Below are 14,265 nucleotides of genomic sequence, written 5' to 3'. Positions count from 1 at the left end.
AATGAAACACGAGATCGTCGAAAAGAACGTTGGCCTACTCGCCGTGCTGATCCTGGTGGTGATCAGTTTCGGCGGCCTGGCCGAGATCGTTCCGCTGTTCTTCCAGAAGCAGACCACGGAGCCGGTCGACGGCCTGCGCCCCCTCTCCGCTCTCGAGCTGGAGGGGCGTGACATCTACCGCCGCGAGGGCTGCGTGGGCTGTCACTCGCAGATGGTGCGGCCGTTCCGCGCCGAGACCGAGCGCTACGGCCACTACAGCGTGGCCGGCGAGTCGGTCTACGAGCACAATTTCCTGTGGGGCTCCAAGCGTACCGGCCCGGACCTGGCCCGTGTCGGCGGCCGCTACAGCGACGACTGGCATCGTGCCCACATGTACAACCCGCGCGACGTGGTGCCCGAGTCGATCATGCCGGCGTATCCCTGGCTGTTCGAGAACACCCTCGACGGCAAGGACACCCCGCGCAAGATGGAAGTCCTGCGCAGCCTCGGCGTGCCCTACACCGACGAGGACATCGCGAACGCCACCCGCGAGGTGCGCGGCGAACAGGAGATCACGGCCCTGGTCGCCTACCTGCAGCAACTGGGGACCGTGCTCGAGGGCACGCGCTGATCATGGATACCGGTACCTTTCGCGGCATCATCACCGGGCTCTTGATCCTCGCCTTCCTCGGCATCGTCTGGTGGGCCTTTTCCCGGCGTCGCAAGCCGGACTTCGACGAGGCGGCCCAGCTGCCCTTCGCCGATGAAGACGAACAATCGAACCGAGACCGCAGCGCCTCGCAGCAGGGCTCGCACCGCGAGCAGGCAGGCGAAGCCGATTCCCGTAAAGACAGGGGAGACGAAAACGCATGAGCAATCTATGGGATGACTCCCTTTCCGGGTTCTGGAGCGCCTGGATCATCTTGATAACGCTGGGCTCCATCGCCTTCGCCTTCTGGATCCTGTACGCCAACCGCAAGACCGACAAGGTGCCCGATGCCGAAGGCAACGTGGAAACCACCGGCCACGCCGCCGACGAGATCGAGGAGTACGACAACCCGCTGCCGCGCTGGTGGTTCCAGCTGTATGTCGCCACCGTGGTGTTCTCGCTCGGCTACCTGCTGCTCTACCCGGGGCTCGGCAACTTCGCCGGCCTGCTCGGCTGGACCCAGGAGAACCAGTGGGAGGAGGAGATCGCCCGGGCGGAGGAGCGCTTCACGCCGATCTTCTCCCAGTACGAGGAGGTGCCGATTCCCGAACTGGCCGAGGACGCCGAGGCGATGCAGGTGGCCGAGCGGATCTTCCTCAACAACTGCGCGGTGTGCCACGGGGCCAACGCCCAGGGCGGTTACGGCTTCCCCGACCTGACCGACGACGACTGGCTGTACGGCGGCGAGCCGGAGCAAATCCTGACCACCCTGGTGCGCGGGCGCAACGGCCTGATGCCCTCGTGGCAACAGCTCGGCGAGCAGAATATCGAGAACGTGGCCAACCACGTGCTGTCGCTCTCCGGCCTCGAGCACGACGCCGAGCGCGCCGAGCAGGGTTCGGCGGTGTTCAGCTCGGTGTGCGCGGCGTGCCATGGCCCGGACGGTACCGGCAACCAGGCCCTGGGGGCACCGGACCTGACCAACGACACCTGGCTCTACCAGGCGCCTGGACAGAGCGTCAAGGACTCGGTGATCCAGACCCTGCGCAACGGCCGCAACGGTCACATGCCGGCCCAGGAGGCCTACATCGGTGAAGAGCGCGTCCATCTGGTCGCCGCCTACATCTACAGCCTGCGTCTGCGCGACTGACGGCTCCTCCCGGGGCGGGCAGTGCGACCCACCGTCGCACTGCCCCGCCGCGCCACGGACGCCGGATACAATGAAGCCCTCTTCATTGCCTTCCCCATGCGGGCCAGCACGGCCCGCCGCGAGTCCGACATGAGCGACAAGATTCCCACTCGAGACGTGACCCCGGAAGCCGTGGGCCACCCTACGCCCCAGACGGCGGTCCGGCAGGAGATGTACGCCAAGCGGCGGCATATCTACGTGCGCGAGATCAAGGGGCTGTTCCAGCGGGTACGCCGGGGGACGAACTGGCTGCTGATGCTGGCCTTCTTCGGCCTGCCCTGGCTGACCTGGGGCGACCGCCCGCTGATCTGGTTCGACCTGCCCGGGCGCGAGTTCCACATCTTCGCCGCCACCTTCTATCCCCAGGAGTTCATGCTGCTCTCCTGGCTGTTGATCATCTGCGCCTTCGGCCTGTTCTTCATCACCGTGTTCGCCGGACGCGTCTGGTGCGGCTATACCTGTCCGCAGAGCGTGTGGACCTTTCTCTACATCTGGGTGGAGCATCGCCTGGAGGGCTCGCGCAACCGCCGCATCAAGCTCGACCGCGAACCGCTTAGCCTCGACAAGGCCTGGCGCAAGGCGGCCAAGCACGTCATCTGGCTGGCCATCGCGCTGGCCACCGGGGTCACCTTCGTCGGCTACTTCACGCCGATCCGCGACCTCGTCGTCGAGCTGCCCACCCTCGAGGCCCACGGCTGGTCCTACTTCTGGGTCGGCTTCTTCCTCGTCTTCACCTATCTCAACGCCGGCTGGCTGCGCGAACAGGTGTGCATCTACATGTGCCCCTACGCGCGCTTCCAGTCGGTGATGTTCGACGCCGACACCCTGATCGTCTCCTACGATGCCGCCCGCGGCGAGCCCAGGGGGTCGCGCAAGAAGCACCTGAGCCACGCCGAGGCGCGCGAGGCCGGCCATGGCGACTGCGTCGACTGCGACCTGTGCGTGCAGGTCTGCCCCACCGGCATCGACATCCGCGACGGGCTGCAGTACGAGTGCATCACCTGCGCCGCCTGCATCGATGCCTGCGACAGCGTGATGGATCGCATGAACTATCCGCGCGGCCTGATTCGCTACACCACCGAGAACGCCCTGGAGGGTAAACGGTCACACATCCTGCGCCCCCGCCTGCTCGGCTACTTCGCCGCCCTGGTGGTGATGATCGGCCTGTTCGCCTGGGCCCTGGGCGATCGCATGCCGCTCGACTTCGAGGTCGAGCGCGAGCGTGGCCAGCTCTACCAGATGACGCGTGACGGACGCATCAGCAATGTCTATACCTTGACGGTGCGCAACCTCGACGACCGGGACCACGACTACCGACTCGACGCTCGCGGCCTGCCCGGCCTCGAGCTCGACACCGACACACTGCGGGTGCCGGCCGGCAGCTCGCGGCTGTTCGCCGTGCAGGTCACCGCCGAGCCCGCCGAGCTGGAGCTGCCCAGCCACCCGATCGAGCTGCTGCTGCAGTCGCAGCATGACGAACGCATTGCGCTCGAGCGAGAAGCCCGCTTCATCGGCAACATCCGGAGATGACCGACATGACCTCCCCCTCCCCCTGGTACAAGCAGTTCTGGCCGTGGTTCATGATCGGCCTGCTGTTCTCGGCGATCGCCGTCAGCTCGACCTTTGCCGTGCTCTCGGTGCGCTCCTTCGACGGCATGGTCCAGGAGGATTACTACGAGCACGGCCGCGCCATCAACATGGTGCTGGCCAAGCAGCAGCGTGCCAACGAGCTGAACCTGGGCGCCGACCTGCGCATCGACCCGCTGACCAGCGACATCATCGTCCAGCTCGACGGCGACGACCGCCCCGAGCGGCTCCACCTGCGGCTGATCTTCCCCACCCAGGACAACCGCGACCAGGACCTGACGCTGGAGCACGTGCGCGACGGCCGCTACCTGGGCCAGGCCCCCGACAACCTGCGCCATCGCTGGTACCTGCAACTGCAACCCAGCGCCGAATCGCCCGAGTGGCGCCTGGTCGGCGAGGCACGCTTTCCCAGCGAGGAGAGCTTCAGCCTCACGCCGGGCGTCGAGCGGCACGGCTGACACGAGCGTAGTGACGACCCTTGACGCATAACGACATGAGCGTGACCGCCGACCCGGCGCTGCCAGACCTGAGCTGCTACCACTGCGGCAGCCAGGTGCCCGCCCAGGCCCCCTGGTCGATCACCCTCGACGAGACCCGCCACCCGCTGTGCTGTCCCGGCTGCGAGGCGGTGGCCCACGCCATCGTCGACGGCGGGCTCGCCAGCTACTACCGCTTCCGTACCGAGCTGCCCGAGCGCCCCGACGAGCGCCAGGCGGTCAAGGCCGAGACCTGGGCGGTGTTCGACGACCCGGGCCTGCAGCGCCAGTTCGTGCATGCCGACGGCGACGACGGAGAGGTCCACGCGACGCTGGCGGTCGACGGCATCACCTGCGCCGCCTGCGCCTGGCTCATCGAGCATCGCCTCAACGCCCTGGAGGGTGTCTCCTCCAGTGCCGTCAACCTCAGCCATCACCGCGTGCGGGTGGCCTGGGATCCGGCACGCCTCAAGCTGTCGCGCCTCCTCGCCGAGATGGCCGCCATCGGCTACAGCGCCCAACCCTACGAACCCGACGCGGCCCAGCAGCGGCTGCAGTTCGAGGAGCGCATGAACATCCGCCGGCTGATCGTGGCCGCGGTGGGCATGGCGCAGGTGATGATGTTCTCGATCCCCATCTACGTGGCCGGCCCCGGCGAGATCAGCGAGGACTTCTACGCGCTCTTCCACTGGCTGTCGTTCGCCCTGGCCACGCCGGTGGTGTTCTTCTCGGCCATGCCCTTCTTCCGCAATGCCGCACGCGACCTGCGCGCCCGCGTGCTGGGCATGGACGTGCCGGTCTCGATCGCCGTCGGGGGCGCCTACCTGGCCAGCGGCTACGCCGTGCTCTCGGGCACCGGCGAGGTCTACTTCGATTCGGTGACGATGTTCACCTTCTTCCTGCTCTTCGGCCGCTATGTGGAGTCCCGCGCGCGGCGACGCAGCGGGCATACCGGCAATGCCCTGGCCGGCGCCCTGCCGCTCTCCGCGGTGCGCCTGGAGGAGAACGGCGAGGAACGCATCCTGCCCGCCAGCGAGCTCGCCGCCGGCGACCGCGTGGTGGTCAAGCCCGGCCACGGTGTCCCCGCCGACGGCGTGATCGAGGAGGGCGAATCGAGCCTCGACGAGTCGATGCTCACCGGCGAGTACCTGCCGGTGACCCGGCGCATCGGCGACAGCGTCACCGGTGGCAGCCAGAACATCGAGAGCCCGCTGGTGATGCGGGTCACCCACCCCGGCAAGCAGGCGCGGGTGGCGAGCATCGTCGACCTCACCGACCGCGCCTTCGCCAGCCGTCCGCGCCTGGCCCAGATGGCCGCGCGCATGTCGCACCTGTTCGTGCTGCGCCTGCTGCTGGTGACCGCCTGCGTGACCACCGCCTGGTGGTTCATCGACCCCAGCCGCATGCTGTGGGTGATGCTCTCGGTGCTGGTGGTGACCTGTCCCTGCGCCCTGGCGCTGGCCACGCCCACGGCGCTCACCGCCGGCCACGGCCAGCTGCGTCGGCGCGGCGTGCTGATCACCCGCGCCGACGCCATCGAGTCGCTGTCCCAGGTCGACCGGGTGATCTTCGACAAGACCGGGACCCTGACCGGCGGCGAGATGCAGCTGGTCGACACCCGCCCCCTCGGCGGGTTCCCGGCGACGCGGGCCCGGGTCATCGGCGCGGCGCTGGAGGCCCACTCGGAGCATCCCATCGCCCGCGCCTTCCGCCCCTGGCGCGAGGCCACGCCGGTAGCCAGCGAGCGTTCCAGCCGTACCGGCCAGGGCGTCGAGGGCGTGATCGACGGCCAGCGCTGGCGCCTGGGACGCGCCGACTTCGCCGCCCCCGGGCATGCCCTGACCGCCCCGGGCGACGGCCAGTGGCTGCTGCTCGCCGAGGAGGGCGAGCCGCGCGCCTGGTTCGCCCTGCGCGATCGCCTGCGCGAGGATGCCGCGGCAACCGTGGCGGAGCTGCAGGCCCGCGGCATGCGGGTGGAACTGCTTTCGGGCGACAGCGTCGATGCCGTGCGCCGCATGGCCGAGCAGCTCGGCATCGATACCTGGCACGCCGGGGTCAGCCCGGAGGACAAGCTCGAGCGCATCCGCGAGCGGCAGGCGGCGGGCGAGAAGGTGGCCATGATCGGCGACGGCATCAACGACGTGCCGGTGCTCGCCGGGGCCGACGTGTCGATCGCCATGAACGGCGCCACCGACCTGGCCCGCACCAGCGCCGATGCCGTGTTGCTCAGCCCGCGCCTGATGCGTATCGTCGAGGCCATCGAGATCGCCCGGGCCACCCGGCGCATCATGCGCCAGAACATGATCTGGTCGGTGTGCTACAACTTCTCGGCGCTGCCGCTGGCCGCCATCGGCATCGTGCCGCCCTGGGTCGCGGCGCTGGGCATGTCGGGCAGTTCGCTGGTGGTGGTGGGCAACGCCCTGCGGCTCAACCGCTTCCGCCTGCGCCCCGGCCCCGCCTCGGGCCCCGACACGCGACTGGTGAGTGCATGACCATCCTCTACCTGCTCATTCCGCTCTCGCTGATCCTGCTCGGACTGGCCGTGTGGGCCTTCTTCTGGGCGGTCAAGAACGACCAGTTCGAGGACCTCGAGGGCCCCGCCCATCGCATCCTGTTCGACGAGGACGAGAACGACCTGCCCCCGGCCGAGCGGGAGCGGCGGCGTCAGGCCCAGCGCAAGCCGGCCGCAGAGGGTGACGACGACCCGGCGGAGCGCTGATGGACCCCACCGGACTCGGCCTGCCGCCGCTGCTGGCGGCCTTCGTCTTCGGCCTGCTCGGCGGTGCCCACTGCATCGGCATGTGCGGCGGCATCATGAGCGCGCTGACCTTCGCCGTGCCTCCCAGCATGCGCAGCCCCGCCCGGCTCTCGGGGCTGCTGCTCGGCTACAACCTGGGCCGTATCCTCAGCTACACGATCGCCGGCGCCGCGGCCGCCGCGCTCGGCACCGTGGTGGCCCTGACGCCGGCCGCCCGCCTGGGGCTGCAGCTGTTCGCCGCGGTGATGCTGATCCTGATGGCGCTCTACATCGCCAACTGGTGGAAGGGGCTGCTGCGGGTGGAAGCGCTGGGCAGGCACCTGTGGCGCCACCTGGAGCCGGTCGGCAAGCGGCTGATGCCGGTGGTCAAGATTCCCCAGGCCATCGGTCTCGGTGCGGTGTGGGGCTGGCTGCCCTGCGGGCTGGTCTACTCGATGCTGGCCTGGAGCCTGGCCATGGCGGAACCGCTGCGCGGCGCGGCGCTGATGGCGGCCTTCGGCCTCGGCACCCTGCCCTCGCTGCTGGTCACCGGCCTTGCCGCACGCCAGCTCGGCACGCTGATTCGCCACCCGGCGACCCGCACCCTGGCCGCCCTGGCGATCATCGCCTTTGCCCTGTGGCAACTGACCACACTGTTGCCGCACGGCGCCTCGGGCCACTGAACGACCGGACGATGCACGACCTTCACTTCGTTTGACGCAGCTCAATCCACCTCGGGCAGCGTACCGCTACATTGTCTCCATGTTAGCCTTTCGGAGTGCCATCATGTCCGTTCCCGCGATGTCCGTGCATCGAGCGATGGCCGATCCTTTCGCCTGGGACGAGGCCCTGTTGCGGCGCTACGATAGCCATGGGCCACGTTATGCGTCGTACCCCACCGCCCGGTCGTTGCGTGACGACTTCGGCACCCCGGCCTACCAGGACGCCCTCGCGCGCAGCAATGCCGACGGCAGGCCGCTGTCGCTCTACGTGCACATCCCGTTCTGCCGCAAGAGCTGCCACTATTGCGCCTGCCACAAGATCGCGACCAAGGCCACCCGGGTGGCGGAGCCCTACCTCTCGAGGCTGGATCGCGAAATGGTGCTGATCAAGCGGCACCTGGATACGCGACGGGAAGTGGCCCAGCTGCACTGGGGCGGCGGCACGCCGACCTTCCTCAGCCTCGACCAGATGAGCGACCTGATCGACCGCCTCGACGCCCGCTTCGGGCTTTCCAGCGCCCGCGACCGCGACTACGCCATCGAGATCGACCCGCGCGAGGCCGACGTCTTCACCCTGCGCCACCTGCAGGCGCTGGGCTTCAACCGCCTGAGCCTCGGCGTCCAGGACCTCGACCCCCGGGTGCAGCGAGCGGTGAACCGGATCCAGCCGCGCATCCTCACCGAGGCGCTGCTCGACGAGGCCGACCGCCTCGGCTTTCGCTCGCTCAACATCGACCTGATCTACGGCCTGCCGCTGCAGACCCGCGACAGCTTCGCCGCCACCCTGGAGCAGGTGATCGCCATGGCGCCGGCGCGCCTGTCGATCTTCAACTACGCCCACCTGCCCGAGCGCTTCGCGGCCCAGCGCCGCATTCGTGCCGACGACCTGCCCGGGCCCGAGGAGAAACTGGCGATCCTGCGCACCACCATCGCCATGCTGACCGAGGCCGGCTACGTGCATATCGGCATGGACCACTTCGCCCGCGCCAGCGACAGCCTGGCGCTCGCCCAGCGCGAGGGCACCCTGCAGCGCAACTTCCAGGGCTACTCGAGCCATGCCCAGTGCGACCTGGTGGGGCTCGGCGTCTCGGCCATCTCCTGCCTCGACGACGTCTACGCCCAGAACCACACCAGCCTCGCCGCCTACGAGGCCGCTCTCGACAGCAGCCAGCTGCCCACCGCGCGAGGCCTTCGGCTGACCTTCGACGACCGGGTCAGGCGGCATGCCATCGAGCGCCTGATGTGCGACATGACGCTCGACTTGGACGAGCTCAGCGAGACCTTCGGCATCGAGGCCCCCCGCTACCTGGCCGATGCCCTGTCACGGCTGGAAGCGCTCCAGCGCGATGGCCTGGTCAGCGTGGAGGGGCACCGGGTCGTTGCCACCCCGATCGGCCGGCTGTTGATCCGGCACATTGCCATGGCCTTCGACGCCCGGCTGCCGCCGCAGCCCGGCCCGCAGTTCTCGCGCATCGTCTGAGCGGTCGGCATCGCTCGAGCCGACCTAATCGAATTGCGGCCAAAGGTCGCAAGGGGCATTTCACCTGCTTCATTAATGTTCCATAATGCCTCCATGACGATGATCAAGGAGGTGGAGCATGCCGGTCAACGCGGCCAATGCGCTCGGCAAGCGGCGTTCGCTGCTGCATGAAACCCGTTGCCAGAACTGCAGCCTGAGTTCGTTGTGCCTGCCTCTCGCGCTGGAACTCGAGGACATGGAGCAGTTCGACGCCATCATCCGGCGTCGCTCGCCGCTGAAGAAGGGCGAGTCGCTGTTCCGCCAGGGCAGCGCCTTCAGCAGCGTCTTCGCGGTGCGCTCCGGTAGCCTCAAGCAGATCACCACCGAGGGTTCGGGCGAGGACCAGGTCACCAATTTCTACCTGCCCAGCGAGCTGGTCGGCCTCGACGGCATCGACGAGCAGACCTATCCGGGCAGCGTGGTCGCGCTCGAGACTACCACCGTGTGCGAGATCCCCTTCGACCGGCTCGACCACCTCTCCGAGCAGTTGCCGGAGCTGCGCGGTCAGCTCTACCGCAGCATGAGCAAGGAGCTGCGCGACGACCGCAAGATGATGCGCCTGCTGTCGCGCAAGACCGCCGACCAGCGCCTGGCCAGTTTCTTCTCGAGCCTGTCGGACCGCTTCCGCCGACGTGGCTACTCGCCCTACAGCTTCCGCCTCTCCATGTCGCGGGCCGACATCGGCAACTACCTGGGGCTGGCGGTGGAAACGGTCAGCCGCATCCTCGGCCGCTTCCAGCAGCAGGGGCTGGTCGAGGTCTCGGGTCGCGAGGTGAACATCCTCAACCTGGAAGCCCTGGTGGCCCAGGCCCAGGACGAACACTGAGCCCATAACCGCCCCCGAACGAAGAGACCCGCCCGGCATTGCCGGGCGGGTCTCTCTGTGGGCAGGACGAACCGGCCGGTCAGCTGTTGCGCGAAAGATCCAGTGCGTCGATTCGGCGCTCGCGCATCCTGGCCTGTCTGGCCTCGAGCCCCGCGAAGTCGAACAGCTCGCGATCGGCCAGCTGCGACGGCGCCACGTTGGTCACCGCCTTGAACATCGACTCGATGCGCCCGGGATGCTTGCGCTCCCATTCGGCCAGCATCTCCTTCACCACCTGGCGCTGCAGGTTGGGCTGCGAGCCGCACAGGTTGCAGGGAATGATGGGAAACGCCATCAGCCGCGCGAACTCGGCAATGTCTGCCTCGCGGCAGTAGGCCAGGGGGCGGATGACAATGTTCTTGCCGTCATCGGAGAGCAGCTTGGGCGGCATGGCCTTGAGGCTGCCGCCGAAGAACATGTTGAGGAACAGCGTCTCGAGGATGTCTTCGCGGTGGTGCCCCAGCGCCACCTTGGTCGCGCCGATCTCCTCGGCGAAACCGTAGAGCGAGCCGCGCCGTAGCCGCGAGCAGAGGGCGCAGGTGGTCTTGCCTTGCGGCGTCTTCTCCTTCACCACCGAGTAGGTGTCGCGCTCGAGGATGTAGTACTCGACGCCGGTGGACTCGAGATACTCGGGCAGGACGTGCTCGGGGAAACCGGGCTGCTTCTGATCGAGGTTGACCGCCACCAGCGAGAAGTTCACCGGCGCATTGCGCTGCAGGTTGCGCAGGATCTCGAGCAGGGTGTAGCTGTCCTTGCCCCCCGACAGGCAGACCATCACCCGATCGCCCTCGTGGATCATGCCGTAGTCGATGATGGCATTGCCCACCTGACGCCGCAGGCGTTTCTGCAACTTGTTGAACTCGCGCCGAGCCTTGGCGTCGAGCGCCTCCAGCGGCGAGGTCGCGTTCGCCTCGCCCGAGGCCTGGGAAGCACCGGGGTCGACGGCATGGGGTTCGAAAATCGTGGCATCTTGCATGGTCACGGGCAGCCAGGACAGGGTGAATGACGGGGGCCATCCTACCACTGCCGTTGCCCGGAGGCGACGCCGCCGGGGCGAACTGCCGCGTCACGCCTCGCGGCGGTGCGGCATTCCGGCCCGCTCCAGGCGCAGGTACATCAGCGCCGTGGTCACGGCATCGCCCAGCGCGGTATTGCGCCCCATGACCGGCACGCCGAGCGCCTCCGCCACCGCCTCGAAGCGCTGCGTGCGCGGTTCGGGCTCCATCACGCTGCGCCGCAACTGGCGGTGATACAGCTGGGCCACGTCGATGCCGCTGTTGGGCAGGTCGAAGCCGAAGCGGGGCCGGATCTGGCGATTGAGGATGGCCAGGTCGAAGTCGAGCCGCCAGCCCAGCAGCGGGCGGTTGCCGATGAAGTCGAGCAGCGTCACCAGTGCCTCGTCCAGGCTGACGCCATCATCGAGATCGACACCACGCAGGCCATGCACGCGGATGGAGGCGCCGGTCAGCGAGGCGGGACGCCTGAGACGCAGGTCCAGCGATTCGCTGGTCAGCACCCTGTCGCCGCGCACCTTGACCGCGCCGATGGACACCGGCTCGGCGCTGCGCGTATCGACCCCGGTGGTCTCGCAATCAATGGCCACCAGCTCTTCCCCGGTATAGGGACGGAACAGCCAGCCATACTCGCCGTCCGCATGGCGACGACGATCATTGGCCCGCCGCAGCGCTCGAAACATGCCGTTTCTCCTTTGCTCCTTGTCGGCCTTTCGCCGCGTCGTGTCGCCTCACGAGTACTCGAGGTGATAGCGCTGCGACAGGCTCTGCTTGAAGTCCTTGACGATATGCAGCGCTTCCCGCAGCAGGTCGCGCTCCAGCGACGACAGCTGCTGGACCACGACCCGGTCCGGGCTCTGGCCGTCGCCATCTCCCCCCAGGCGCTCGAGCTGCTGCTTCAGGCGCAGTTCGGTGAACAGCGACAGCGCCTCGGCCAGGTTCTCGGCGACCCGCTCCTCGAGCCTGCCATCCGCCGCCAGGGCCTCGAGACGCTCCAGCGTCGAGGTGGGCTTGATGCGCCGCTCCAGCGCCATGGTGCGCACCCCGTGCACGATGGGGAAGATGCCGCCCTTCTTGATGTCGATGCCGTGCTGGGGCTTCTTCAGCGAGCCGAACAGGGTCAGCGGCGTGGAGAAGCGCAGCGCCGTGCGAGCGAAGTAGGAGAGCAGGATCTCGTCACGCGAGCACTGCTCGAAGAGCGCTTCACGCACCCGTTCGAGCAGCGCCGCATTGCCCGCCACGGCGTGGGAATCGAGCATGATGGCGAGCTTCATCAGGCTGTCGCCGTCGCGCTTCTCGGCCCAGCGGGCGATCCGCTCGCGCCACTGGGAGACGCTCCCTACCCACTCGGGGTTGCTGACCATGATGTTGCCGGGACAGGGCGGGTAGCCCAGCTCGATCAGTGTCTCGGTGAACCGCTGCATCCGTTCGCCCACGTCGGGCCAGTCGAGCCCGTCGGCGAGGATCAGGCCGTTGTCCTGGTCGGTCTTGAGGATCTGCTCGCCGCGTCCTTCGCTGCCCATGACCATCAGGCAGCTCTCCTGGTGATAGCGCGCGTCGACCAGAAAGCCCCACGCCTTGGCCATGATCCGCCCGTTGAGTGCCGCCAGCAGGCCCATGGCAAAGCGCAGCTTGACGCCCTGGGCCATCAGCGCCTTGACCAGCTCGGGGGTTCGGCGGCTGGCACGGAACAGGGCCTCGAGGCTGTCCGCCTGCTCGACCTGCAGGCTGACCACATAGCTGCGGCTGGAGAAGTAGCTGAGCACGTCGGTAAGCTCCACCACGCCGCTCGGCGGGCCGCGCTCCTGGCCACGCTCCAGCACCACGACCCGCTCCACCTTGTGGCGGGTCATCATCACCAGCACCTCGAACAGGTACTGGTCGGGGCTCACCGTGACCAGCTCGAAGTGGGCGATGTCACGTAGCGGGCTCTGCTTCTCACGGCCCTGGAGCACCAGCGCTTCGAGCAGGTCGGTCTTGGTGACCATGCCGGTTCCCTGCTCGCCCTCCACCAGCAGGCTGTCGGCGTGGCTCTCGTGCAGCCTCGCCACCGCCTCGGCGATGGTGGTCTCGGCCCCCATGCACAGCGGCGGCCGCATGCATTCGCTGACCTTGGCCAGCATGAAGCCGGCCATGGTCACACCCCCCTCGGCGCGCTGCTCGGTCAGCAGGCGTGTCTTGTGCGCCAGGGTCTGGCGGAAGAATTCGGCAAAGGCGGGATAGTCGTCACACAGCTGCAGGAACAGCACCTTCGGCATCAGGTAGCAGAGGCACTCCTGCTCGGCGCGAAACCGGTAGCGACTCTTGCCGTTGAGAATACTGATGGCGCCGAACAGGTCCCCGGCCGTGTAATGGCCGATTCGCTCGCGTGCCCCCGGCTGGGTGGTGTCCAGTTCGGCCACCTCGCCCTTGTGGATCAGGAAGACATACTCCCCGGGCTGGCCGGCTTCCAGGATGACCTCGTCGCGGTCGAAGTAGGCCAGGTCGATGCCGTTGCGGACACGCTCCCGCCCCTCTTCATCGAGAAAGGAGAACGGGGGTTGGGAGAGATCGACATCGACCATGGTGTAGCCCTCGTTGTGCGGCCGTCATCACCGTCAGCACCCGAACGAGTCCGAAAGGAGGCCTGGCGAGCAGGTCGCATTACCAAGGGAAAAACCCGAGCCCGGGCCACGCACGTCCCTGTCGCCTGAAACAATAAAGAAACTTTCCCGCTCCGTTCGATGCCGCCCGCATCGAACAGGATTACCCAGGCAGAATAACAGTCTCGACTTTCAAGACATAACCTAGACCAACGTCAAAGAGAACGGCCTTCGAAAACCGGCAAAGAACACTAGACAATGGTCGTACGAGCAAGGGGCATAGACAAAAGTCCTATGCTAGACAATCGTCCTATCGCCACAAGGAGGCCTTCGGCAATACTCGATCACGCCACATTCAACTTACTGATATGAAAGGAAATACAAGAGGATAAGTTCATTATAGTATGCTCATGATACCAAAGTCTGGGATTTTAATTTCTTGATTTATTGACCACTATTGCCCGTGAGTCATTCGGGGAAAACGCGCCTTGTTAACGCGGCTCGACGATAGGCAACCAGACACGGTGGGAAGTGCGGTTCGTCCGCAGGGATCTTGGGATCATCAGGTACTGGCCGGCCTCATCGTCCTTATCGCCCGACTCGCATAGGGCGCCCCCCCTGATGAAGCTTGGCAACTCTCTTGGCGACTTCCCAACCTTTACAACAAGTGGAGAGCATCACCATGGCAGATGATAAAACCAATGCTGCTGAATACTGGAAGGCGAACGTACGCCTGATAACCGGGTGCCTGATCGTCTGGGCCTTCGTCTCCTACGGCTGCGCCATCCTGTTTCGCCCCCTTCTTTCCGGCATCCCGGTCGGCGGCACCGACCTCGGGTTCTGGTTCGCCCAACAGGGGTCCATCCTGACCTTCATCGGCCTGATCTTCTTCTATGCCTGGAAGATGAACAAGCTCGACCAGAAGTTCGGCCTCGGGGAGTAAGCCA

14 protein-coding genes are annotated in these 14,265 nt (G+C 67.1%); 11 read left to right on the top strand and 3 right to left on the bottom strand.

From position 1 onward, the window contains the following. The first annotated feature begins 1 nt into the window (after position 1). From ccoO to fnr, 10 genes are all read left to right on the top strand, one after another. A complete protein-coding gene (ccoO, locus tag DIS04_RS07925; RefSeq protein ID WP_111413227.1) occupies positions 2–610 on the top strand; it encodes a cytochrome-c oxidase, cbb3-type subunit II in 609 nt (202 codons plus the stop codon). 2 nt (positions 611–612) lie between these two features. Further along, the gene (locus DIS04_RS07920; RefSeq protein ID WP_111413226.1) at positions 613–852 is read left to right on the top strand and encodes a cbb3-type cytochrome oxidase subunit 3; all 240 of its coding nucleotides are present in this window, start codon (positions 613–615) and stop codon (positions 850–852) included. Beyond that, positions 849–1,778, top strand: a complete 930-nt coding sequence (gene ccoP, locus DIS04_RS07915; RefSeq protein ID WP_111413225.1) for a cytochrome-c oxidase, cbb3-type subunit III — start codon at positions 849–851, stop codon at positions 1,776–1,778. Before DIS04_RS07920 ends, ccoP begins: the two co-directional genes overlap by 4 nt. 129 nt (positions 1,779–1,907) lie before the next feature. Then, positions 1,908–3,347, top strand: coding sequence for a cytochrome c oxidase accessory protein CcoG (ccoG, locus tag DIS04_RS07910; protein ID WP_111413319.1), 1,440 nt, complete (start codon positions 1,908–1,910; stop codon positions 3,345–3,347). A 5-nt stretch (positions 3,348–3,352) separates the two neighbouring features. After that, positions 3,353–3,862 (top strand): FixH family protein, encoded by a 510-nt coding sequence (locus DIS04_RS07905; protein WP_422667664.1) that lies wholly within the window; start codon positions 3,353–3,355, stop codon positions 3,860–3,862. Between the two features lie 35 nt (positions 3,863–3,897). Beyond that, a complete protein-coding gene (locus tag DIS04_RS07900; protein WP_111413223.1) occupies positions 3,898–6,372 on the top strand; it encodes a heavy metal translocating P-type ATPase in 2,475 nt (824 codons plus the stop codon). Beyond that, positions 6,369–6,599, top strand: coding sequence for a cbb3-type cytochrome oxidase assembly protein CcoS (gene ccoS / locus DIS04_RS07895; protein WP_111413222.1), 231 nt, complete (start codon positions 6,369–6,371; stop codon positions 6,597–6,599). Before DIS04_RS07900 ends, ccoS begins: the two co-directional genes overlap by 4 nt. Next, the gene (locus DIS04_RS07890) at positions 6,599–7,300 is read left to right on the top strand and encodes a sulfite exporter TauE/SafE family protein (protein ID WP_111413221.1); all 702 of its coding nucleotides are present in this window, start codon (positions 6,599–6,601) and stop codon (positions 7,298–7,300) included. The genes ccoS and DIS04_RS07890 overlap by 1 nt, the downstream gene beginning before the upstream one ends. A gap of 103 nt (positions 7,301–7,403) precedes the next feature. Continuing rightward, positions 7,404–8,819 (top strand): oxygen-independent coproporphyrinogen III oxidase, encoded by a 1,416-nt coding sequence (gene hemN, locus DIS04_RS07885; RefSeq protein WP_245904520.1) that lies wholly within the window; start codon positions 7,404–7,406, stop codon positions 8,817–8,819. Between the two features lie 118 nt (positions 8,820–8,937). Further along, positions 8,938–9,684, top strand: coding sequence for a fumarate/nitrate reduction transcriptional regulator Fnr (gene fnr, locus DIS04_RS07880; protein ID WP_111413219.1), 747 nt, complete (start codon positions 8,938–8,940; stop codon positions 9,682–9,684). Positions 9,685–9,763: 79 nt separating this feature from the next. On the opposite strand, the gene ttcA is transcribed toward fnr, so the two are convergent. From ttcA to DIS04_RS07865, 3 genes are all read right to left on the bottom strand, one after another. Beyond that, the gene (gene ttcA / locus DIS04_RS07875; RefSeq protein ID WP_111413318.1) at positions 9,764–10,699 is read right to left on the bottom strand and encodes a tRNA 2-thiocytidine(32) synthetase TtcA; all 936 of its coding nucleotides are present in this window, start codon (positions 10,697–10,699) and stop codon (positions 9,764–9,766) included. A 90-nt stretch (positions 10,700–10,789) separates the two neighbouring features. Further along, the gene (locus DIS04_RS07870) at positions 10,790–11,419 is read right to left on the bottom strand and encodes a 3'-5' exonuclease (protein WP_111413218.1); all 630 of its coding nucleotides are present in this window, start codon (positions 11,417–11,419) and stop codon (positions 10,790–10,792) included. A 48-nt stretch (positions 11,420–11,467) separates the two neighbouring features. Continuing rightward, positions 11,468–13,300, bottom strand: coding sequence for a putative nucleotidyltransferase substrate binding domain-containing protein (locus tag DIS04_RS07865; protein ID WP_111413217.1), 1,833 nt, complete (start codon positions 13,298–13,300; stop codon positions 11,468–11,470). Positions 13,301–14,000: 700 nt separating this feature from the next. Between DIS04_RS07865 and DIS04_RS07860 the strand changes: the two genes are divergently transcribed. After that, entirely contained in the window at positions 14,001–14,261 is a 261-nt protein-coding gene (locus DIS04_RS07860) for a DUF4212 domain-containing protein (protein ID WP_111413216.1), read from the top strand. Positions 14,262–14,265 lie beyond the last annotated feature (4 nt).

It is taken from the genome of Billgrantia lactosivorans, assembly GCF_003254665.1.
GTDB lineage: Bacteria > Pseudomonadota > Gammaproteobacteria > Pseudomonadales > Halomonadaceae > Halomonas > Halomonas lactosivorans.
This window is presented reverse-complemented; position numbering and strand designations above follow the sequence as displayed.

Coding starts and splice junctions, on each gene's coding strand:
- DIS04_RS07905 (WP_422667664.1), top strand. CDS start 3,353: ATGACCTCCCCCTCCCCCTGGTACAAGCAGTTCTGGCCGTGGTTCATG.
- DIS04_RS07900 (WP_111413223.1), top strand. CDS start 3,898: ATGAGCGTGACCGCCGACCCGGCGCTGCCAGACCTGAGCTGCTACCAC.
- ccoG (WP_111413319.1), top strand. CDS start 1,908: ATGAGCGACAAGATTCCCACTCGAGACGTGACCCCGGAAGCCGTGGGC.
- ccoS (WP_111413222.1), top strand. CDS start 6,369: ATGACCATCCTCTACCTGCTCATTCCGCTCTCGCTGATCCTGCTCGGA.
- ttcA (WP_111413318.1), bottom strand. CDS start 10,699: ATGCAAGATGCCACGATTTTCGAACCCCATGCCGTCGACCCCGGTGCT.
- DIS04_RS07890 (WP_111413221.1), top strand. CDS start 6,599: ATGGACCCCACCGGACTCGGCCTGCCGCCGCTGCTGGCGGCCTTCGTC.
- hemN (WP_245904520.1), top strand. CDS start 7,404: ATGTCCGTTCCCGCGATGTCCGTGCATCGAGCGATGGCCGATCCTTTC.
- DIS04_RS07870 (WP_111413218.1), bottom strand. CDS start 11,419: ATGTTTCGAGCGCTGCGGCGGGCCAATGATCGTCGTCGCCATGCGGAC.
- ccoO (WP_111413227.1), top strand. CDS start 2: ATGAAACACGAGATCGTCGAAAAGAACGTTGGCCTACTCGCCGTGCTG.
- fnr (WP_111413219.1), top strand. CDS start 8,938: ATGCCGGTCAACGCGGCCAATGCGCTCGGCAAGCGGCGTTCGCTGCTG.
- DIS04_RS07920 (WP_111413226.1), top strand. CDS start 613: ATGGATACCGGTACCTTTCGCGGCATCATCACCGGGCTCTTGATCCTC.
- DIS04_RS07865 (WP_111413217.1), bottom strand. CDS start 13,300: ATGGTCGATGTCGATCTCTCCCAACCCCCGTTCTCCTTTCTCGATGAA.
- DIS04_RS07860 (WP_111413216.1), top strand. CDS start 14,001: ATGGCAGATGATAAAACCAATGCTGCTGAATACTGGAAGGCGAACGTA.
- ccoP (WP_111413225.1), top strand. CDS start 849: ATGAGCAATCTATGGGATGACTCCCTTTCCGGGTTCTGGAGCGCCTGG.